This is a genomic window from Vreelandella sp. 21 (assembly GCF_050995515.1).
In the GTDB taxonomy this organism is placed as follows: domain Bacteria; phylum Pseudomonadota; class Gammaproteobacteria; order Pseudomonadales; family Halomonadaceae; genus Vreelandella; species Vreelandella alkaliphila.
The window spans coordinates 43,583-63,564 of record NZ_CP194673.1 but is presented as its reverse complement, the minus strand read 5'-3'; the positions used below and the strand labels follow the sequence as shown (position 1 = coordinate 63,564).

Here is a 19,982-nt window from a genome sequence, read left to right as displayed (position 1 = left end):
GTTAAAAGCCTTCAACCCCCGCCAGCTTTAGCTGAGCGGCCATCCGCTGCACGTCTGGATGGCTGAAAAATGCCACCAGCGCGTCAGCACGCACGGGTCCAACGCCGGGTTCGGCTTGCCAATCTGAGTGTGTGTAACCTGCTAACGTATCCCAATCCCCTAGCTGGGCGCTGCCACCTGGTGGTATCCCTAACGCCGCTAACCACTGAACATAGGAGGCCGCCTGTGCGGCCTGGAACTGAGCGACAAGCGCTGCTGAACGAACGCTTCCCACGCCATGTGCCCGCTGAAGCTGTGCCGGCGTTGCTGCCAGCCAGCCTAGCAGTTCGGTCACAACACCAGCCTCCATAAGCGCTTTCCAGGTGCCCTCTCCCACGCCCTGCATGTTTAACTGATCGCTTAAGAAGCTAAGCCGCGCCAGCAACTGCGAGTCGCAGTCCGTGGTAAGCGTAAAGCAACTTAACAGGTGATAGCGCTCTGGCGAGGGCACGCCAAGGGCCGCTCGCTCCTGGGTTTGCCAAACGACTTCTGTTGCCTGGGGAATAGTGAGACCCGCCAATGTTATCGCGATATGATCACCCGGGCGCACGTCCCATGCTTCCCAGCGCTCCAGAGACCCCAGCGACACACGACTAATACGCCGTCCTTCTAGCGTCACTGGGTAAAGCCACAACAGCGGCGTCACGCGCCCTGTTCGACCAACGCGAAACTCGACACCACGCACCTGAGCTAACGCCTGCTGAGCGGGGTACTTCCACGCAACGGCCCACTCCGGCGGCGATGATGACCAGCGTTGCCCTCCAGGGCGCTCGGACTGTTTCAGTACCACTCCATCGGTGGCGAACGGCAATGGGCCGTTAAACCACGTATCGCGCCAGTTGGCGGCGTCATGCTGGGAATTGATAGGGTGGGTGTAATCGGCGGTATCAAAGCCTAACGCGGTCAGTTGGCCAAGCCTTTCATTCATCTCTCTCGGCCCTTCTGGCCAATCCCAGATAAACAGCCCGATACGCTCACGGGTTTGCCGCGAAGGTGATGCCTGAGCCATGGCCCCGGCAACAGCACCTCGCGCGCCAGAGGCGGAACTCTGCGACTGAATATGATCATTCAATATCCAGTAGAGTTCGCCCTGGAATACTGCGGATAGCGGCGTTGGTAGCCTATTTGGCACGGCGGGGAGTTGCTGTACACGAACCGTCCAGTTCTGCCCGCGTTCACCGTCACCGCGGCTAACCGCTTCGACCAACACGCCCTCTTCGTAGCGTAGCGTTATCGCAACACCATCGACCTTAGGCTGGATCCAAAGATCATCTCGGCGGCTCATAAAGCGTCTCACACCGTCATCATCGGCCTTATTCAAGCCCGTTTGCGCCACGGGATGATCTAGCGTGCCAGCGCTACGGGTGACTCTGGTTAGCGGCCGTTGCCGAGCCACTTCCCCCAGGCAGGCTTGCCAGTTTGCTAGCCGAGCGACCGCTTGATCGTAAAGCTCATCATCAATCAGTGACTCGCCCTGATCGTGATAGGCACTGTCCCATCGAGCAATATGCTCTGCAAGTGTTTGGCTCTCTTGCGCCAGCCGTTCACGGGGCCAGTCAGGGCACACGTTGGCCTGTGCGGATAAGGTGACACTCATCAACCAAGCAACCAGTAACCACTTCCAGCCTGCTGCACGCCACTTTCTCATGCTTCACCTCTCCCTCTTACCTCCCTTATCCATAAAGTAATCTTAGCGTAAGGCTTATCATCCCATTCAACGCACAACAAAAACGCCCCTTGGCGTAGGCCATAGGGGCGTTCTCTCTTACGACAGGCGTTGCCTGGTTTACAAACCAGCAGCTTGGCGCAGAGTGTCGGCTTTATCGGTTTTTTCCCATGGGAAGGCGGTAAAGGTTTCTGTATGAACTTGGCCTTTGTCGTCTACCCAGCTGTAGCTATGCTCAAACGGCTCACGTCCAAAGTGACCATAAGCAGACGTGAGGCGGTACATCGGGTGTAGCAGGTCGAGCATTTTGGTAATCGCGTAAGGGCGCAGATCAAAGTGCTCACGCACTAGCTCGACAATTTTAACATCGTCGATTTTACCGGTGCCGAAGGTATCGATGGAAACTGACGTCGGCTCGGCAACGCCGATAGCGTAGGAAACCTGGATTTCGCACTTATCAGCCAAGCCTGCGGCAACGACGTTTTTAGCCACGTAACGGCCAGCATAAGCGGCGCTGCGGTCAACTTTAGACGGGTCTTTGCCAGAGAAGGCTCCACCACCATGCCGCGCCATACCGCCGTACGTATCGACGATAATTTTACGCCCTGTTAAGCCACAATCGCCCACCGGGCCACCAATAACAAACTGGCCGGTCGGATTAATGTGGTACTGGGTATGCTCATCCAGCCACTCAGCGGGAATCACCTGTTCGACGATTTCGCGCTTAACCATTTTGCGCAGGTCGTCTTGGCCGATTTCCGGGTCGTGCTGAGTAGACAATACGATAGCATCGACACCACAGGGCTTGCCTTCCGCGTTATAACGGAACGTTACCTGACTTTTGGCATCCGGGCGTAGCCACGGCAGCAGGCCGTTTTTACGCAGCTCCGCCTGACGCTCAACCAAACGGTGCGAGTAGTGAATTGGCGCCGGCATAAACGAGTCGGTTTCGTTAGTCGCGTAGCCAAACATCAACCCCTGATCGCCAGCACCCTGATCTTCAGGTTTCGTGCGGTCGACGCCCTGAGCGATATCAACGCTTTGTTTGCCGATCAGGTTGATCACCCCACAGGTTGCGCCATCAAAGCCCACGCGAGATGAGGTGTAGCCAATATCGGTAATCACATCACGTACCAGCGCTTCCAGATCAACCCACGCAGACGTGGTGATCTCACCAGCAATAATGGCAACGCCTGTCTTCACCATGGTTTCACAGGCAACGCGGGCCTGTTTATCTCGGGCGATAATGGCATCTAGTACCGCGTCGGAAATCTGGTCGGCAATCTTATCAGGATGCCCTTCGGAGACAGACTCGGAGGTAAACAGGGAATATTCGCTCATCGCGCTCTCGACCCTCTGTATGACGGCTGCAGAGTGACCGCAGCATCAGCAGGAAATCATGGCAGGAAGTTCAGTTCCCTGCCCATATATAGAAGCGGCACGACAATTTTCGCTACCACTTCGGGAGGCAGAGTCTACACGCTGTTGGGGGTTCTTCCCAGAACGTGGCTCCAGAATTTGCCGCCGCCGGGGAAGTCAGCGACAATAGCGCCTTTATTATTTCCGTTTTCAGGCGAGGAGCACCCCCATGCCGTCCCGTTTTGAGCTGGCCAATGCCATTCGCGCCCTTTCCATGGATGCTGTTCAGAAGGCCAAATCTGGCCACCCTGGCGCGCCTATGGGCATGGCTGATATCGCCGAGGTGCTGTGGAATGACTACCTCAAGCACAACCCCGAAGATCCCAAGTGGGCTGATCGCGACCGGTTCGTGTTGTCTAATGGCCACGGCTCAATGCTGCTTTATTCGCTGCTGCACCTCAGCGGCTATGAATTAAGCCTGGAACAGCTGCAGAACTTCCGTCAGTTGCATTCGCCCACGGCTGGCCACCCGGAATTTGGCTACGCCCCAGGCATCGAGACCACCACCGGCCCGCTGGGCCAAGGGTTCGCCAACGCCGTTGGTTTTGCGATTGCTGAAAAAACGCTGGCCGCGCAGTTTAATCGCCCTGGCCACAACATTGTTGATCACCATACTTGGTGCTTCCTGGGTGACGGCTGCTTAATGGAAGGCATCTCCCATGAAGCCGCATCGCTGGCAGGTACTCAACAGCTTGGCAAGCTGATTGCCCTGTATGACGACAACGGCATCTCTATTGATGGTGAGGTTGAAGGCTGGTTTACCGACGATACCGCTAAGCGCTTTGAAGCGTACGGCTGGCACGTGGTGCCGAACGTCGACGGTCATAAGCCGGAAGAGATCAAAGCGGCTATTGAATTAGCCAAGAGCCACGACGATAAGCCTAGCCTGATTATCTGCAAAACAATCATTGGCTTTGGCGCACCTAACAAACAGGGTAAAGAAGAGGCACACGGCGCACCCTTAGGTGACGACGAAGTGGCTCTCGCCCGTAAGCAACTCGGCTGGGAACACGCACCGTTCCATATCCCCGAGCCCGTTTATTCTGCTTGGGATGCCCGTAACGCTGGCAAAACCCGCCAGCAGGAGTGGGATGCCCGCTTCGCCCGTTATGCCGAAGCATTCCCAGCCGAAGCCAAAGAGTTTGAGCGCCGCATGAAGGCGCAGCTACCGGCAGAGCTTTCAACAGCCGCGCTCATTGAGCAGGCTCAAGAGAAAGGTGAAAGCATTGCCTCTCGCAAGGCCTCTTTTGAAGCGTTGAATGTTATCGGCCCGCAAATGCCTGAGCTGCTCGGTGGTAGCGCTGATCTTGCGCCATCTAACTTGACCTTCTGGAAGGGCGCCAAAGCCATCACTCCGGAAGACGCTAGCGGCAATTACCTGCACTACGGGGTACGTGAGTTCGGCATGGGCGCGGTGATGAATGGTATCGCCCTCCACGGTGGTTTCGTTCCGTATGGCGCGACCTTCCTGATTTTCATGGAATACATGCGTAACGCCGTGCGGATGGCCGCGCTGATGGGCCAACAGGCCATTTATGTATTTACCCATGACTCTATTGGTCTGGGCGAAGATGGTCCCACCCACCAGCCGATTGAACAGCTGACCAGCCTGCGCACAACGCCTAACCTGAACACATGGCGCCCCTGTGACGCGGTTGAAACAGCGGCTTCCTGGGATGCAGCGGTGAAACGCCACTCTGGCCCCACCGCGTTGGTGCTCTCGCGCCAGAATCTGCCTCATCAGCAGCGCACCAAGGCGCAACTAGCGGCCATTCAGCGCGGTGGTTACATTTTGAAAGACAGTGACGGCACGCCCGAGCTGATTTTGATTGCCACCGGCTCTGAAGTATCGCTTGCCATGGACGCCGCAGCAGAACTAGAGCAGCAAGGTAAAGCGGTGCGCGTGGTCTCCATGCCGTCAACCTACCGTTTTAATGGCCAGGACGCGGAATACCGTGAAAGTGTACTGCCCAAAGCAGTCACCAAACGGATTGCGATCGAAGCGGGCCATGCCGACTACTGGTACAAGTATGTTGGCCTGGATGGTCGTGTTATCGGTATGACCACCTACGGTGAATCTGCACCTGCGGGCGAACTGTTCAAACATTTCGGCTTTACGGTTGAAAATATTGTTAAACAGGCCAATGAGCTACTGGGCTAACGCCATGCAGGCTGATCTAGCGCGGGTTCTGCCATGCCCGCGCTAAATGGTCTGCTATGGCTAATTAGCTATTGGTTAATTGGGGAAGTGGTCATCCACTTCTCCGGTTTGCCTTTTTCTTCAGGGGTGGTGGGCATGCTGTTGCTATGTGCCACCCTTGGTGTCTTAGGGCGCGTGCCTTCAAGTTTAGCGGCCGCAGCACAACCGTTAATCGCGCTTCTGGCCATGTTGATTATGCCAGGCGTCGTTGGCGTGTTCTTTATTCTGGATGAACTCGCGGGTCAGTGGTTCGCCATAATCATTGCGCTATTGCTAGGGACGTTATTAAGCGTGATTACCACGTTATGGTTATTACAACGGCTAATTGGGCGATCAGATGCCCACTGATATGCTGTCCACTCTAACAGCCACACCGCTGTTTGCTGTAGGACTTACGCTTGCAGCCTATTTGCTCGGTAACTTGCTCTTTAAGCGCTTGCGTAACCCTTCTTGGCTACCCGCTATTTTAATCGCTGCGTTGCTATTAGCAGCGGCACTCGTCGCGATAGGGCTGCCTTATTCGATTTACCAACAAGGGGCCTCATGGCTCACCATTTTGTTAGGGCCGGCGACCGTTGCCTTAGGCATGCCACTCTATCAACAGCTGCCGCGCATTCGTGAACTTTGGCAACCGCTGACACTTTGTTTACCGATCGCCGCCGCACTAGCGGCCTGCTACGCAATCGGCATTGCTTGGCTAATGGGGGCTAGCCCCACTATTTTGGCGTCACTCGCCGCCAAATCAGTCACCGCGCCAATCGCCATCGGTATTACTGAACAGCTCGGCGGCAACGTAGCGTTACTAATGGGGGCGCTGCTAGTGACAGGAGTAGTTACTATTCCCTTCGTGAGTGTCGTTGCCCGGCTGCTAAAAATTAACGATGAACGCATTATTGGTTTCGCACTGGGTCTCAATGGCCATGCCATTGGCACTGTGCGAGCATTTGAACTGAGTCCAACGGCTGGCGCGTTTGCCTCGTTAGGCATGAGTTTAACCGGTATTTTTACCGCCCTGTTGCTGCCACTCGCTTGGCGGCTGATCGGCACGGTCAGCTGAAAACAAACTCAGTTGAAATACGCTATCATTGAGCAATTTTTTTGAGAGCCGCTTCGCGACATGGCTAATGCAAACTCGACATATCGAATTGCCATTAATGGTTACGGACGCATTGGCCAATGCGTGTTAAGAGCGTTGGTTGAGCGCAACCACCCAGAAATTGAAGTGGTTGCCATCAATGAGCTATCTGATCTTGCGACGATTACCTACCTTACTCGCTATGATACGACCCATGGTCGTTTCCCTGGCGAAGTAGACAATGACGGTGAATGCCTGCTTATCAATGGCCAGCGCATACACGTTCTTTGCGAGCGTGATCCGCAGGCTCTGCCCTGGGCAGCACTAGACATTGATTTAGTGCTGGAATGCTCTGGTAGTTTCAAGGATCGTGCGACAGCGGAGCAGCATTTAGCCGCTGGCGCCAAGAGACTGCTGTTTTCTCAACCCGCCGAAAGCGATGTGGATACGACGATTGTGTGGGGCATTAACGAACATGAACTCACACTCTCCCACCGCGTTCTCTCAGCAGCCTCATGCACCACAAACTGCCTTGTCCCGTTACTCACCGTACTGGACGAAGCACTAGGGCTTGAACACGGCGTTACCACCACCATCCACTCGGCCATGAACGACCAGCCCGTCATTGATGCTTATCATCAAACGGATCTGCGCCTGACACGCTCGGCTATGCAGTCAATTGTCCCCGTGGACACTGGGTTAGCCGTCGGGATCAGCCGCTTGATGCCAAGTCTGTCCGGTCGTTTTGAATGCCTGCACGTACGCGTACCAACCATTAATGTCTCTGCCATGGATGCCGCATTGACTGTGCGTCGTAATACGAGCGCCGAACACGTTAACGACTTACTACGATCCGCCAGTCAGCAGCGCTTAGCTGGCGTATTAGGCTATACCGAAGCCCCCATGGCATCGATAGATTTTAATCATGATCCACGCTCTGGCATCCTAGACGCCACTCAAACACGGGTCGCAGGGACACGCTTAATTAAGCTGCTGTGTTGGTTTGATAATGAATGGGGCTTTGCCAATCGTATGCTGGATATCACCCAACGGCTGGCATCGCTTTCCAAAAGCAACGCTCGCTAGGCTGCATCATGTCTTTTCATCTGCTTGAACACGAGGAAACCGCTCACATGAACGTGCAAAAAATGACCGATCTGCCCCTGGAAGGGCAGCGCGTGCTGATTCGTGAAGACCTTAACGTACCGATCAAACATGGCCGTGTTTCCAGTGACGCTCGTCTTCGCGCAGCGCTGCCGACTATTCAGGCAGCAGTTCAAGCAGGTGCGAAAGTGATGCTAATGAGTCACTTAGGCCGCCCAACTGAAGGAGAGCCTGCTGAAGAATTTTCACTGGCTCCCGTCGCAGAGCGCTTAGGCGAGTTGCTTAGCCGCCCCGTAACGCTAATCAGCGATTATCTCGAGACAGCGCCAACATTGGCTAACGGCGATGTTGTGCTGCTAGAAAACGTGCGCTTTAACAACGGTGAGAAAAAAGACGACGAACAGCTTTCCAAACAATACGCAGCGTTATGCGACGTTTTTGTAATGGATGCCTTCGGTACGGCTCATCGTGCACAGGCCTCTACTCACGGCGTGGCGCGCTTTGCCCCACAGGCGTGCGCAGGACCGCTGCTTGCCCAAGAGCTTGATGCGCTTGAAAAAGCGTTGGCAAACCCGGCGCGCCCCATGACAGCCATTGTAGGCGGCTCTAAAGTATCCACCAAGTTAGACGTGCTAACCGCCCTTTCAGACAAGTGCGACCAACTGATTGTTGGCGGTGGTATCGCCAACACGTTTATCGCTGCAGCAGGCTATAATGTTGGCAAATCGCTCTTTGAGGCAGATTTAATTGGCCAAGCAAAAGCACTCATGGAGAAAGTAGCCATACCATTACCGACGGATGTCGTTGTTGCCACTGAGTTTTCTGATTCCGCAGAAGCTGTCGTCAAGCCAGTTGATCAGGTCGCTGATAACGAAATGATTCTGGATATCGGTCCTGACACCGCTAGCCACTTAGCCAGCTTACTGAAAAATGCAGGCACTATTTTGTGGAATGGCCCTGTCGGTGTATTTGAAATTGATCAGTTTGGTAAAGGAACCGAAGTGCTTTCTCAGGCGATTGCCGACAGCAGTGCTTTCTCAATTGCTGGGGGCGGTGATACGTTAGCAGCGATTGATAAATATGCCATTGCTGACCGCGTTTCCTATATCTCTACTGGCGGTGGCGCATTTCTTGAGTACGTTGAAGGCAAGCAGTTGCCTGCCGTCGCCGCACTCGAGGCTGCCGCTCAGCGCGGTTAAATCTTTAAACAAATGGCACGCTCACTGCCTTTGTACATACATACAACCCAACTAAGGTGATCCCATGGCTTTGATCAGCATGCGCCAAATGCTCGACCACGCAGCCGAATATGGCTACGGCATTCCAGCATTCAACGTTAATAACCTTGAGCAGATGCGCGCCATCATGGAAGCTGCTGACGCCACTGACTCTCCGGTTATCGTGCAAGCTTCTGCTGGCGCGCGGAAATATGCCGGTGCCCCCTTCCTGCGCCACCTGATCTTGGCAGCAGTTGAAGAATTCCCGCACATTCCAGTCGTGATGCATCAGGACCACGGTACTAGCCCTGCTGTTTGCCAGCGTTCTATTCAACTCGGCTTCTCCTCGGTAATGATGGACGGCTCTTTAGGTGAAGACGGCAAAACACCGATGGACTATGACTACAACGTCGATGTCACTCGTCGTGCAGTAGAAATGGCGCATGCTTGCGGTGTCTCCGTTGAAGGCGAGCTAGGCTGCCTAGGCAGCTTAGAGACGGGTATGGCTGGCGAGGAAGACGGCATTGGTGCCGAGGGCAAGCTGGACATGGAACAGATGCTCACCGACCCTGAAGAAGCCGCTGAGTTTGTCAAAGCAACCCACGTAGATGCGCTGGCTATCGCCATTGGTACCAGCCACGGGGCTTATAAATTTACCAAGCCACCCACTGGCGACACCCTGTCGATCCAACGCATTAAAGAGATCCATGCGCGCATTCCCGACACGCATTTGGTAATGCATGGCTCATCATCCGTGCCACAAGAGTGGCTGGAAGTGATTAACCAGTATGGCGGTCAAATTCCGGAAACGTATGGTGTACCGGTCGAAGAGATCATCGAAGGCATTAAACACGGTGTTCGTAAAGTAAACATCGACACCGATTTACGTCTTGCCTCTACGGGTGCAGTCCGCCGCTTTATGGCCCAGAATCCTTCCGAGTTCGACCCGCGTAAATTCCTTAAAGAAACCGTGACCGCCATGCGCGACCTGTGTATTGCACGCTATGAAGCTTTCGGCACTGCTGGTAATGCGAGCAAAATTAAACCCGTCAACTTAGAAGTAATGTTCCAGCGCTACGAGCGCGGCGAGCTAGCTCCTAAAGTGAAGTAACGTTCTCTTCACATGCTCCCTTAAGGCGGCCGATTGGTCGCCTTATTTTATTGCAATGCAGCATATATAGGCTAATACTAGAGGAGTCGTAACTAATTATCCTCTCAGCAGGTAGCTCCCCTATGAAGCACTCTTCTACAACATCGACGACGCCGTTGGCCATGTTTGATATGTGGAAAGCGGGGTTTATGGCGTTTGAACTGTGGAGCTCATCACTGTCCACCATCGCTATGCGTCAACAGATGTGGCAAACACAGCCATTTTTCAGTCCTTCCATGATGCGCGAAAACCAGCGTATGGTGACCGAAAAGATGGAGGCCAGCATTGAGGCTGGCCTTGTTATACAAAAAACGTTATTGAGCGCTATGAACGGTCACTACGCTCCTTGGTGGGTCACCAGCCAAAAGACCATGAAACCCTACCATCGCCGTAGTAGCGCTAATTCGCGACGCCTAACACGCTAAAAGCACTACTCATTATCGTTGTTGCTCTGTTCACCCTCACCGCTTTCGATTGCATCCTCGGCACTACCAGTACCTCCCGTGCCTCCCTCTGTATCTTCTTCACTATCAGCATGATTACTTTCATCGCCGCTGGTTTCCTCAGCGTCGTTGGAAGTAGACTCATCTCGCTGAAGTGCTCCTGCCTTGATACCATATTTCTCCTCTAATGCCGCATCGTCTAATGTGTCATGCTGCGTATTATCTGAATCTGACGTTTCGGCTTGCGCTTGCTCTGCCATCAGTAGGGATGTACAGAAAACAATTGAAAACACCCAAGGTGTAAATCGCATCGAAGCTCTCCTTTTTTGTGGTTATCAAAGCTTAGTCTAAACATGGCCACGCATCAGTGCTGTTGCTCTAAAAGGCCCTTCCTGCCCCCAGCAATGAGGCTATCACTTAGTCTTTTCCTTGGGCAGCTTGATATAAAACTATAAAAAATTATCAAACAGTGTTCACAAAGAGCTAAAAATCTCGTTCAATAGCAGCATGGTCGGCTTAAACTAATACGGGCAGCGCAAAAGACGCTGCAAGGAATGACAATGCCGCTTCCACTTTTGCTGTTTGACTGTGATGGCACCCTCGTCGATAGCGAGCCACTTCTGGCTGAAGAAATGGCTATCGGTCTAAATTCGGTAGGCTTACCCTTTAAATCCACCGATTATCTCGGCGAGTTTCGAGGTGCCCGTTTTCGACGAATTGTGGCAGAGTTACAGCAGCGTTACGGGAATGTCGATGAAGATCAATTAGCTAGCATGGAGCACACCATGCGAACCAGCTTAGCTAATCGTTTAACAAGCGAGCTAAAGGCAATTCCTGGCGTCCATGAATCCCTTGAGGTACTGAATAATTACCCGAGTGCGGTTGTATCTAATGGCCCAGAAAGCAAAATTCATACTGCTTTACAAGCAACCGGCCTAGCCACCTACTTTGGTAAGCGTTTGTTCAGCGGTTATACCGCTAACTGTTGGAAACCAGAGCCCTGTCTTCACCTTCATGCAGCTAGTATCATGGGTTTTTCAGCAAGTGATTGTATCGCCATCGATGATGCACTCGTTGGCATAAGGGCAGCTCTACAAGCTGGCATGACCGTCATCCACTTGAATCGTTACCCGGACGCTGAAACTACGCCTGAAGGCGCTATTATGATCAGCAACATGTATCAGCTACCTGCAGTCGTTGAGCGCCTTACTCATGAAAAGTGGCAGATGCCAATGCCTCAACATTCAATAGAGAAATAAGTATGGTTTCATTACGTGATCAGCTTGGTGGCCTTGTGTATTCAACAGAGCAAGGCAAAACTTGCCCAAGCTGCCGCGAGCCTATCGACCACTGCCGCTGCGCAGATACCAGCGAGCAAGCGCGCATTGCTGATTTAGACGGAATTGTGCGAATCCGACGCGAAACCAGTGGTCGCAAGGGAAAAGGGGTCACCACCATTAGCGGTATACCGCTTTCCAATGCGGAGTTGAAAACGCTTGCTAAGACATTGAAGAAACGCTGTGGCACCGGTGGTGCTGTAAAGGATGGCATTATCGAAATTCAAGGCGATCATCGGGAAACGCTACAGCAAGCATTAACATCATTAGGCTACCAAGTTAAATTAGCAGGTGGCTGACACACCTCTGTGATAGCGCTCTGTCTTGAGGCAAAGCACTAAAGGGCAAGGCACTGCAATGAATTGGTTAGAATACCTGCTACCACTCATTTTCCTGTTTCCCATGGCGGCCATGGGCGGCATTGTCTTGGCGCTGCGTAGCCTTCACGATGCACGCGTTCAGTCTCCCTTTAATGCTCCCTTGCGTGAACCCGGTCAAGCTCTGCGGCATCGCCTTGACCAAGCTTTTTCTAGCTTGTTTTTAAACGGTGCGCTCGGTCCCATTATTAGTCTTGCCCCGCTTGTGTATGGCATGGGCCGTATGCTGTTTGTGGAAAAGCAAGACTGGGTGGAGTGGGCATTATATGGCTTACTTAGCACCCTGTTAGTGCTGGCTTTTTCACTGTTACTTGTTCGCGATTATCAGCGTATTCACCGTCTTAAACTCGGTTTAGCTTGCGAATTAGCCGTAGGCCAAGAGCTGGAACGCATGGTGAGGCCAGAAGCCCACCCCTATTATGTGTTTCACGACGTACCCACCGATAGCTTTACTATTGACCATGTCGTTGTCACACCACATGGCGTCTTCGTGGTAGAAACACGTGCACGAGCATTAGCGATTGGTAGCGATGGTAAAGAGCTTAATAGCGTAGCTGTTGAGCGTGAGCGGCTACGTTTTCCTCACTGGCAAGAACGCCGCCCTCTGCATAAAACACGTCAGGGCGTTAGTTGGCTGGCTCAATGGCTTGAGCGTCGTTGTGGTGTTCCTGTGCCGGTACAAGGTGTATTGGTTTTGCCGGGTTGGGACGTTGATACTAGCGAAGCTGCCCCCGATATATTAGTCGTTAGCGGTGAGCAGCTATCACGTCAACTAACCGAGCTCACCCCCGGCCAGATGAGCGATGCCATTCACGATAAAGTGATTCATATACTCATTGAGCGTGCACGCCTTATGGAGCTCAAACACCTGCGTCAACCCTCCGTATAGAAGGTTAATTACCTCGCAAGCGCCCTCCCATTTCTTGCGCAAGATCGACAGCATAGTGATCGGTCATTCCACCAATAAAATCCAGCATGCGCCGATAGCTATCGTAGAGCGTCCAGGACGGCAATGGCGTATTTTCACCAATCAACGCCAGCACCCGCTGGTGCTTGAATGAGCTATGCCCAGTGTGATGTAGTTCATTAGCAGCACCAATAAATGCTTCTAATAAAATCCCCAGCGTTGTATAGGCACCAATTTCAAGTTTGGCTTTGCGCTCATTTTGAAAAATACGCTCACGAGCTAACTGCTTTGCCGCTTGAACGCCCCACCCCAGATCAGGATGACACAGCTCTAATAAATCCTGGCCTAACGTTCCGCTGAGCAACGCTTGCTCATGCTGCACAAAAACCGCCCCCACATCATTCACCGCGCGTTCCATAGCGGCACCGCGCAGTAAGGCAATTCGACGCCGCTGAGATACTTTCCGCCTCTCCATCTCAGCGTATTCTGGAGGGAATTCACCCGCGATCTGGCGCAGTATCTCGACTACTTCCTCATAGCGAAGAATCCCCATCTCTAAACCATCTTCTAAATCAAGCAGGGCATAGCAGATATCATCAGCCGCTTCGACAAGCCAGGCAAGCGGATGACGACACCAACGCTGATCTCCTTTGGGAAGAAGACCGACAGCATCAGCCACTTCTTTTAACAGCGCCTGTTCAGACTGGTAACAACCGAATTTACCAGCACGCCCGCTGTAGCGTACCGTCCAGGGGTATTTAAGCAGAGTACCTAACGTAGCGGCAGATAACCGCATACCACCATTAAACTGGTTGTACTCAATTTGGGTAATAACACGGAAGCCCTGGGCGTTGCCTTCGTAGGTCAGTAAGTCATCACGCTCTGCATCAGACAAGCCATCTAGCAAGCCACTATCTTGAGCACGCCGAAACCAATCACGAATTGCATATTCACCGGCATGACCAAAAGGGGGGTTGCCAATATCATGCCCTAAGCACGCTGTCTGGACGATCACCCCTAAGTCAGCGGGTGTGATCCAACTAGGCAGGCGATCTTTTAGTAACTCGCCCACAATCATACCTAGCGAGCGACCAACGCAGCCGACTTCCAGTGAATGGGTCAAGCGTGTATGGATATGATCATTTTCAGTCAGTGGATGAACCTGCGTTTTCCGACCCAAACGCCGGAAGGAGCCCGAGAAAACGATACGATCATGATCTTTATGAAAAGGACTTCGCCCGATTTCATGGGTTGCTTCACGCACACCACCAGGGCGTTTATCGTGAAGGCGTTGAGGGGATAATAACTGGTCCCATTGCATCTGTGTCATAGCGTTCCTCCGTGAGAGCAACATTTTGACATAAATCCAAGCAAGATAACCGCCTTCAACCTCAAGACATGCGTGCAGCAGCAACCGTCGCTACACACATGTTATATGGCAGTGACACGCCCCACTGATCAGATAATTTTTAACGCTCGGTAGAGGGGCAACCGCTCGTCTAGAAAATCACCAGCCTGACGCTCAAGCTCAGCCAAATTCTCATTCTCATCCGAAATTGGCTTGCCCTCTTTAAGCAGGCATTTGTTTTGAGACGCCAAAATACGCCATGCAAAAGTAGCTAACGTTTTAGCGTCATCACCGCCCTCTAACGTGGCAAGCAGGAAAAACTGATGGAAGAGCGAGACGGCAAAGCCACCACCTGTCACCGGGCTTGCGAGATAACTCAACTCAGTCGTGCTTCTTGACTGGCTCATTAAAAAACGATTTAGTCGACCAGTCTTGGGCGCTACTTTAGAAATATCATCGTCGGACTGGGCAGGCAAAATAATACCCTTTGATGCCAGTATGGCAATTGCACTGTTCAATGCAGGACGCCCCACTCCATGCTCTTTTGCAACCTGCCAAAGTTCGGATACAAATACCGGTTGATAGGATGAAAGCGCATCTAGCAGCGGCGTATAAATATTGCTAGGCAAGTCAAAGCTACCCAGTCGCCCTGCGATTTTTAGCTGCACATCTTTACGTGGCACTCCCATAATCACGCGAAGACCATCTAGCATTTCATCTTTATCAAGCCCACTTAAACGACGCGCCCCTTTTACCCAGTAATCGGTACGAAACTGACGGTTCTCACAAAAATCACGCACCGACTGGCGAAATAGCGGGTTAGGAATGTTATTAATTAATGCCTGTTGCTCATTGGTTAACTGAATACTTTCAATGGCATCTGCATATCGCGCACTGCAAGCCCAATCCATCTTTGCAGGCTCTAGCCAGCGTGCCATTTTAGCAAATGCCATCGGCTCCCAATCGCGGTTAAAGTATTCATGAGCTACGTAATTTTTATTATCTTGTTTAATTTTCGCTAAGCGATTCTTAATCTGGGGGTTAGCATTACAGTATTCTGGATTCACAGCCACCAGCTTCTCAGCAAACGCAATGGCATCATCGATACGTGAAATGGTGCCTGCTCCTTGCGCGCTCATGGTATCAGCATACTCTGCTAGCAAGTCACGCATTGGTACCATCGCTGCCCAACCAGGCTGAGTGTTATAGCTGATATATAACACACCTCCCACTTTCAATTTTCTCCGGATAAAATCAACGATCACTGCGCGGTTTTCATCCGAAATCCAACTCCATATGCCGTGAAGGCCGATATAGTCGAACTCAGGCAAGTCGTCACGCTGGCAAAATTCATCAAACGCATCGTCATATAGCTTTGCGTTAGCACCACTTATAGATGATAACTCCTGAGCGAATGCCGCTTGATGGGGGTTAAAATCAGTTCCGTACCAATTTATTTGTGAGGCAGCCGCATGAATGTTAGTGCTAATGCCCTGGCCAAATCCCAGTTCACAGGCATTGGTAACGTTTGGCGGCCGAATACCGGCGTTGATAAATCCTAGCGCAATTCGCAAAGGATTGAGTTCAGCGTAATATCCATAAGTATAACTAATATCCGCTACGTATCCAGACGTCCAATCCGACATAACACCTGCTCCTAAGCGATGGCATATTATTCAGTTTTTAAGCGAAGTCACCTACCACCAGAGCTTGAGTAACAGATAAAAAATACGAATATCGCTCTTCTACCCCTAACCTATACTCTGGAGACAAACGCTGTTGTTAGAGTCTTGATAGTGAAGTATTTGCTCCATTGGGTCTACTGAAGAGGTAGCGGGAAGTTTGAAGGATTGTTACGCAATCACTAGCTATATAATTGAATAAGTTCGCAAACGTTTTTTTGCTGCCTGCTAAGTAGCTTTCTTTCACACACACAAAATCCAGCCAATGGGCTGGATTCTTTGTTTAATAAGTACCTGACGATGACGCCACTCAGCCCTCCGCACCGCCTCGTCATTCCCGCAAGCCCTTGGCGGGAATCCATGTTGGCTGAAGTTTAGGGCCGCTGCAGTCCAAGGTGGATTCCCGATAACCCCACTCGGGAATGACGTGCGGTGCACGCTTCGGGAGGTAGCCGCTTTGTGATAGGGGGCCAGGGAGTGCTTTTCTTGCGCGCAAACAAAAAACCCAGCCGGTTGGCTGGGTTCTTTGTTAAATAAGTACCTGACGATGATCCGGGCGGCGTTCCGCTACTCTCCAGGGGAGACCCCTAAAAAGCAAAACCCCGACCAAATGGCCGGGGTTTCTCAATAAGTGCCTGACGATGACCTACTCTCGCATGGGGAGACCCCACACTACCATCGGCGCTAAGCGGTTTCACTTCTGAGTTCGGCATGGGATCAGGTGGTTCACGCGTGCTATGGTCGTCAGGCGTAACTGGTCATGTATATCATGCTGAACGTGTCATCGATGTTTTGTGGCGTCTCTCATCTCCTGTCACTGACAGGAAGCGCGTATCCGGTTTTCATTATCACTGCGACCAGACCCCTTGGGTGTTATAGGGTCAAGCCTCACGGGCCATTAGTACACGTTAGCTCAACGCCTTGCAGCGCTTCCACACCGTGCCTATCAACCAGCTGGTCTCGCTGGGCCCTTCAGGAGGCTCTAGGCCTCAGGGATGTCTCATCTTGAAGGGGGCTTCCCGCTTAGATGCTTTCAGCGGTTATCCCGTCCGCACATAGCTACCCGGCAATGCCACTGGCGTGACAACCGGAACACCAGAGGTGCGTCCACTCCGGTCCTCTCGTACTAGGAGCAGCCCTTCTCAAACATCCAACGCCCACGGCAGATAGGGACCGAACTGTCTCACGACGTTCTAAACCCAGCTCGCGTACCACTTTAAATGGCGAACAGCCATACCCTTGGGACCGACTTCAGCCCCAGGATGTGATGAGCCGACATCGAGGTGCCAAACACCGCCGTCGATGTGAACTCTTGGGCGGTATCAGCCTGTTATCCCCGGAGTACCTTTTATCCGTTGAGCGATGGCCCTTCCATACAGAACCACCGGATCACTAGAACCTGCTTTCGCACCTGCTCGACGTGTCTGTCTCGCAGTCAAGCACCCTTATGCTCTTGCACTCACTGCACGATGTCCGACCGTGCTGAGGGTACCTTCGTGCTCCTCCGTTACTCTTTGGGAGGAGACCGCCCCAGTCAAACTACCCACCACACACTGTCCTCGATCCGGATAACGGACCTGAGTGAGAACGCCAATGATGCCAGGCTGGTATTTCAAGGTTGGCTCCCCTCGAACTGGCGTCCGAGATTCAAAGCCTCCCAGCTATCCTACACAGGCAACATCAGCGTCCAGTGTGAAGCTATAGTAAAGGTTCACGGGGTCTTTCCGTCTAGCCGCGGGTACACCGCATCTTCACGGCGATTTCAATTTCACTGAGTCTCGGGTGGAGACAGCGTGGCCATCATTACGCCATTCGTGCAGGTCGGAACTTACCCGACAAGGAATTTCGCTACCTTAGGACCGTTATAGTTACGGCCGCCGTTTACCGGGGCTTCAATCAAGAGCTTCGGACGAATCCTAACACCATCATTTAACCTTCCGGCACCGGGCAGGCGTCACACCCTATACGTCCGCTTGCGCGTTAGCAGAGTGCTGTGTTTTTACTAAACAGTTGCAGCCACCTGGTATCTTCGACCGGTTCGGGCTTAGAGAGCAAGTCTCGTCACCCTACGCCGGCGTGCCTTCTCCCGAAGTTACGGCACCATTTTGCCTAGTTCCTTCACCCGAGTTCTCTCAAGCGCCTTGGGATTCTCACCCTGACCACCTGTGTCGGTTTGGGGTACGGTCGCACATGATCTGAAGCTTAGAGGCTTTTCCTGGAAGCGTGGCATCAATGACTTCCTGACCGTAGTCAGTTCGTTTCGTGTCTCGGCCTTAAGGCATCCCGGATTTACCTAAGATACCAGCCTACTCACTTTCACCAGGACAACCAACGCCTGGCTCACCTAGCCTTCTCCGTCCCCCCATCGCAATCATGTCCGGTACAGGAATATTGACCTGTTTCCCATCGACTACGCCTTTCGGCCTCGCCTTAGGGGCCGACTCACTCTGCTCCGATTAGCGTCGAACAGAAACCCTTGGTCTTCCGGCGAGGGAGTTTTTCACTCCCTTTATCGTTACTCATGTCAGCATTCGCACTCGTGATACCTCCAGCGAACTTCTCAATTCACCTTCATCGGCTTACACGACGCTCCTCTACCGCTCATCCTAAAGGATGAACCCGTAGCTTCGGTACCTGGTTTAGCCCCGTTACATCTTCCGCGCAGGCCGACTCGACTAGTGAGCTATTACGCTTTCTTTAAAGGATGGCTGCTTCTAAGCCAACCTCCTAGCTGTCTGAGCCTTCCCACATCGTTTCCCACTTAACCAGGATTTCGGGACCTTAGCTGACGGTCTGGGTTGTTTCCCTTTTCACGACGGACGTTAGCACCCGCCGTGTGTCTCCCACGCTTGCACTCACCGGTATTCGGAGTTTGCCTCGGGTTGGTAAGTCGGGATGACCCCCTAGCCGAAACAGTGCTCTACCCCCGGCGGTGATACGTGAGGCGCTACCTAAATAGCTTTCGAGGAGAACCAGCTATCTCCGAGCTTGATTAGCCTTTCACTCCGATCCACAAGTCATCCAAATCTTTTTCAACAGATCCTGGTTCGGGCCTCCAGTTGATGTTACTCAACCTTCACCCTGCTCATGGATAGATCGCTCGGTTTCGGGTCTATATCCAGCGACTGTGTCGCCCAGTTAAGACTCGGTTTCCCTACGGCTCCCCTAAACGGTTAACCTCGCCACTGAATATAAGTCGCTGACCCATTATACAAAAGGTACGCAGTCACAGAACAAGTCTGCTCCTACTGCTTGTACGCACACGGTTTCAGGATCTATTTCACTCCCCTCTCCGGGGTTCTTTTCGCCTTTCCCTCACGGTACTGGTTCACTATCGGTCAGCCAGGAGTATTTAGCCTTGGAGGATGGTCCCCCCGTCTTCAGTCAAGGTTTCTCGTGCCCCGACCTACTCGATTTCACATGATCAGATTTTCGACTACGGGGCTATCACCCACTATGGCCGCGCTTCCCAGCGCATTCGCCTAATCAGTCACATGCTTAAGGGCTGGTCCCCGTTCGCTCGCCGCTACTAGGGGAATCTCGGTTGATTTCTTTTCCTCAGGGTACTTAGATGTTTCAGTTCCCCTGGTTCGCCTCTTACGCCTATATATTCAGCGCAAGATACTCATCTTATGATGAGTGGGTTTCCCCATTCAGAGATGCCCGGGTCACAGGTTGTTTGCCACCTCGCCGAGCCTTATCGCAGGCTTCCACGTCTTTCATCGCCTCTGGCTGCCTAGGCATCCACCGTGTGCGCTTCATTGCTTGACCCTATAACCCGAAGGAGTCTGGTGTCTCGCAATGATAACGATTGCCGGATACGCTTGAGACGTATCACAAAACAATTACGTATAAACGTTTTAAAAACGTTTATGTCAGCATGATATACATTGTTAAAGAGCGACTGCTATGCGCAGTGATAAGCGAGTGCTTTTTTCACGTTAAAAGAAAAAGAAAGGTCTTTAAAGAAGAGCTTAAAAAAGCTCTTTTCTCTTCTTTCAATATGAAGAAAACGCTT

The 19,982-nt window shown here is 52.4% G+C and carries 15 protein-coding genes and 2 rRNA genes; 10 read left to right on the top strand and 7 right to left on the bottom strand.

Annotation, left to right across the window (positions count from 1 at the left end; genetic code table 11):
* Nucleotide 1 precedes the first annotated feature (1 nt).
* Both ligB and metK read right to left on the bottom strand, forming a co-directional pair.
* A complete protein-coding gene (ligB, locus tag ACN06F_RS00280) occupies nucleotides 2–1,687 on the bottom strand; it encodes an NAD-dependent DNA ligase LigB (RefSeq protein ID WP_433924485.1) in 1,686 nt (561 codons plus the stop codon).
* A gap of 138 nt (nucleotides 1,688–1,825) precedes the next feature.
* A complete protein-coding gene (gene metK / locus ACN06F_RS00275; protein WP_038480068.1) occupies nucleotides 1,826–3,046 on the bottom strand; it encodes a methionine adenosyltransferase in 1,221 nt (406 codons plus the stop codon).
* A 247-nt stretch (nucleotides 3,047–3,293) separates the two neighbouring features.
* Here metK and tkt point away from each other — a divergent pair, with 247 nt between their 5' ends.
* The 7 genes from tkt (at nucleotide 3,294) to ACN06F_RS00240 (ending at nucleotide 10,295) form a co-directional block, all read left to right on the top strand.
* Nucleotides 3,294–5,285, top strand: a complete 1,992-nt coding sequence (gene tkt / locus ACN06F_RS00270) for a transketolase (RefSeq protein WP_095604691.1) — start codon at nucleotides 3,294–3,296, stop codon at nucleotides 5,283–5,285.
* Nucleotides 5,286–5,318: 33 nt separating this feature from the next.
* The gene (locus ACN06F_RS00265) at nucleotides 5,319–5,672 is read left to right on the top strand and encodes a CidA/LrgA family protein (protein ID WP_038480062.1); all 354 of its coding nucleotides are present in this window, start codon (nucleotides 5,319–5,321) and stop codon (nucleotides 5,670–5,672) included.
* A complete protein-coding gene (locus tag ACN06F_RS00260; protein ID WP_038480059.1) occupies nucleotides 5,662–6,381 on the top strand; it encodes an LrgB family protein in 720 nt (239 codons plus the stop codon). The genes ACN06F_RS00265 and ACN06F_RS00260 overlap by 11 nt, the downstream gene beginning before the upstream one ends.
* 60 nt (nucleotides 6,382–6,441) lie before the next feature.
* Nucleotides 6,442–7,485 (top strand): type I glyceraldehyde-3-phosphate dehydrogenase, encoded by a 1,044-nt coding sequence (locus ACN06F_RS00255; RefSeq protein WP_433924484.1) that lies wholly within the window; start codon nucleotides 6,442–6,444, stop codon nucleotides 7,483–7,485.
* A gap of 47 nt (nucleotides 7,486–7,532) precedes the next feature.
* Nucleotides 7,533–8,702: a phosphoglycerate kinase gene (locus ACN06F_RS00250; protein ID WP_433924483.1), complete on the top strand. Its 1,170-nt coding sequence runs from the start codon at nucleotides 7,533–7,535 to the stop codon at nucleotides 8,700–8,702.
* 64 nt (nucleotides 8,703–8,766) lie between these two features.
* The gene (gene fba / locus ACN06F_RS00245; RefSeq protein ID WP_038480053.1) at nucleotides 8,767–9,831 is read left to right on the top strand and encodes a class II fructose-bisphosphate aldolase; all 1,065 of its coding nucleotides are present in this window, start codon (nucleotides 8,767–8,769) and stop codon (nucleotides 9,829–9,831) included.
* A gap of 122 nt (nucleotides 9,832–9,953) precedes the next feature.
* Nucleotides 9,954–10,295, top strand: coding sequence for a hypothetical protein (locus ACN06F_RS00240; RefSeq protein ID WP_253486364.1), 342 nt, complete (start codon nucleotides 9,954–9,956; stop codon nucleotides 10,293–10,295).
* A 5-nt stretch (nucleotides 10,296–10,300) separates the two neighbouring features.
* Here the strand turns inward: ACN06F_RS00240 and ACN06F_RS00235 are convergent, their stop codons facing one another.
* Entirely contained in the window at nucleotides 10,301–10,624 is a 324-nt protein-coding gene (locus tag ACN06F_RS00235) for a hypothetical protein (protein WP_433924482.1), read from the bottom strand.
* A 249-nt stretch (nucleotides 10,625–10,873) separates the two neighbouring features.
* Between ACN06F_RS00235 and ACN06F_RS00230 the strand changes: the two genes are divergently transcribed.
* The 3 genes from ACN06F_RS00230 to ACN06F_RS00220 are packed head-to-tail and all read left to right on the top strand — an operon-like array spanning nucleotide 10,874 to nucleotide 12,916.
* Nucleotides 10,874–11,572, top strand: a complete 699-nt coding sequence (locus ACN06F_RS00230) for an HAD family hydrolase (protein ID WP_038480045.1) — start codon at nucleotides 10,874–10,876, stop codon at nucleotides 11,570–11,572.
* A 2-nt stretch (nucleotides 11,573–11,574) separates the two neighbouring features.
* Nucleotides 11,575–11,949 (top strand): translation initiation factor Sui1, encoded by a 375-nt coding sequence (locus ACN06F_RS00225; RefSeq protein ID WP_253486362.1) that lies wholly within the window; start codon nucleotides 11,575–11,577, stop codon nucleotides 11,947–11,949.
* A gap of 58 nt (nucleotides 11,950–12,007) precedes the next feature.
* On the top strand, nucleotides 12,008–12,916 hold the full coding sequence (locus ACN06F_RS00220) for a nuclease-related domain-containing protein (RefSeq protein ID WP_433924481.1): 909 nt from the start codon (nucleotides 12,008–12,010) through the stop codon (nucleotides 12,914–12,916).
* A gap of 4 nt (nucleotides 12,917–12,920) precedes the next feature.
* On the opposite strand, the gene ACN06F_RS00215 is transcribed toward ACN06F_RS00220, so the two are convergent.
* From ACN06F_RS00215 to ACN06F_RS00200, 4 genes are all read right to left on the bottom strand, one after another.
* Complete coding sequence (locus ACN06F_RS00215) at nucleotides 12,921–14,264, bottom strand: deoxyguanosinetriphosphate triphosphohydrolase (protein ID WP_038480037.1); 1,344 nt, start codon at nucleotides 14,262–14,264, stop codon at nucleotides 12,921–12,923.
* 128 nt (nucleotides 14,265–14,392) lie between these two features.
* Nucleotides 14,393–15,928 carry a class I SAM-dependent methyltransferase gene (locus ACN06F_RS00210; RefSeq protein ID WP_038480034.1) on the bottom strand — a complete coding sequence of 512 codons (1,536 nt, stop codon included), beginning with the start codon at nucleotides 15,926–15,928 and terminating at the stop codon, nucleotides 14,393–14,395.
* Between the two features lie 669 nt (nucleotides 15,929–16,597).
* Nucleotides 16,598–16,713, bottom strand: a 5S ribosomal RNA gene (gene rrf / locus ACN06F_RS00205).
* Between the two features lie 128 nt (nucleotides 16,714–16,841).
* Nucleotides 16,842–19,735, bottom strand: a 23S ribosomal RNA gene (locus tag ACN06F_RS00200).
* Nucleotides 19,736–19,982: the final 247 nt, after the last annotated feature.

Bases quoted from the DNA above. Each gene is read 5' to 3' on its own strand.
- ligB (WP_433924485.1), bottom strand. From the start codon at position 1,687: ATGAGAAAGTGGCGTGCAGCAGGCTGGAAGTGGTTACTGGTTGCTTGG.
- metK (WP_038480068.1), bottom strand. From the start codon at position 3,046: ATGAGCGAATATTCCCTGTTTACCTCCGAGTCTGTCTCCGAAGGGCAT.
- tkt (WP_095604691.1), top strand. From the start codon at position 3,294: ATGCCGTCCCGTTTTGAGCTGGCCAATGCCATTCGCGCCCTTTCCATG.
- ACN06F_RS00265 (WP_038480062.1), top strand. From the start codon at position 5,319: ATGCCCGCGCTAAATGGTCTGCTATGGCTAATTAGCTATTGGTTAATT.
- ACN06F_RS00260 (WP_038480059.1), top strand. From the start codon at position 5,662: ATGCCCACTGATATGCTGTCCACTCTAACAGCCACACCGCTGTTTGCT.
- ACN06F_RS00255 (WP_433924484.1), top strand. From the start codon at position 6,442: ATGGCTAATGCAAACTCGACATATCGAATTGCCATTAATGGTTACGGA.
- ACN06F_RS00250 (WP_433924483.1), top strand. From the start codon at position 7,533: ATGAACGTGCAAAAAATGACCGATCTGCCCCTGGAAGGGCAGCGCGTG.
- fba (WP_038480053.1), top strand. From the start codon at position 8,767: ATGGCTTTGATCAGCATGCGCCAAATGCTCGACCACGCAGCCGAATAT.
- ACN06F_RS00240 (WP_253486364.1), top strand. From the start codon at position 9,954: ATGAAGCACTCTTCTACAACATCGACGACGCCGTTGGCCATGTTTGAT.
- ACN06F_RS00235 (WP_433924482.1), bottom strand. From the start codon at position 10,624: ATGCGATTTACACCTTGGGTGTTTTCAATTGTTTTCTGTACATCCCTA.
- ACN06F_RS00230 (WP_038480045.1), top strand. From the start codon at position 10,874: ATGCCGCTTCCACTTTTGCTGTTTGACTGTGATGGCACCCTCGTCGAT.
- ACN06F_RS00225 (WP_253486362.1), top strand. From the start codon at position 11,575: ATGGTTTCATTACGTGATCAGCTTGGTGGCCTTGTGTATTCAACAGAG.
- ACN06F_RS00220 (WP_433924481.1), top strand. From the start codon at position 12,008: ATGAATTGGTTAGAATACCTGCTACCACTCATTTTCCTGTTTCCCATG.
- ACN06F_RS00215 (WP_038480037.1), bottom strand. From the start codon at position 14,264: ATGACACAGATGCAATGGGACCAGTTATTATCCCCTCAACGCCTTCAC.
- ACN06F_RS00210 (WP_038480034.1), bottom strand. From the start codon at position 15,928: ATGTCGGATTGGACGTCTGGATACGTAGCGGATATTAGTTATACTTAT.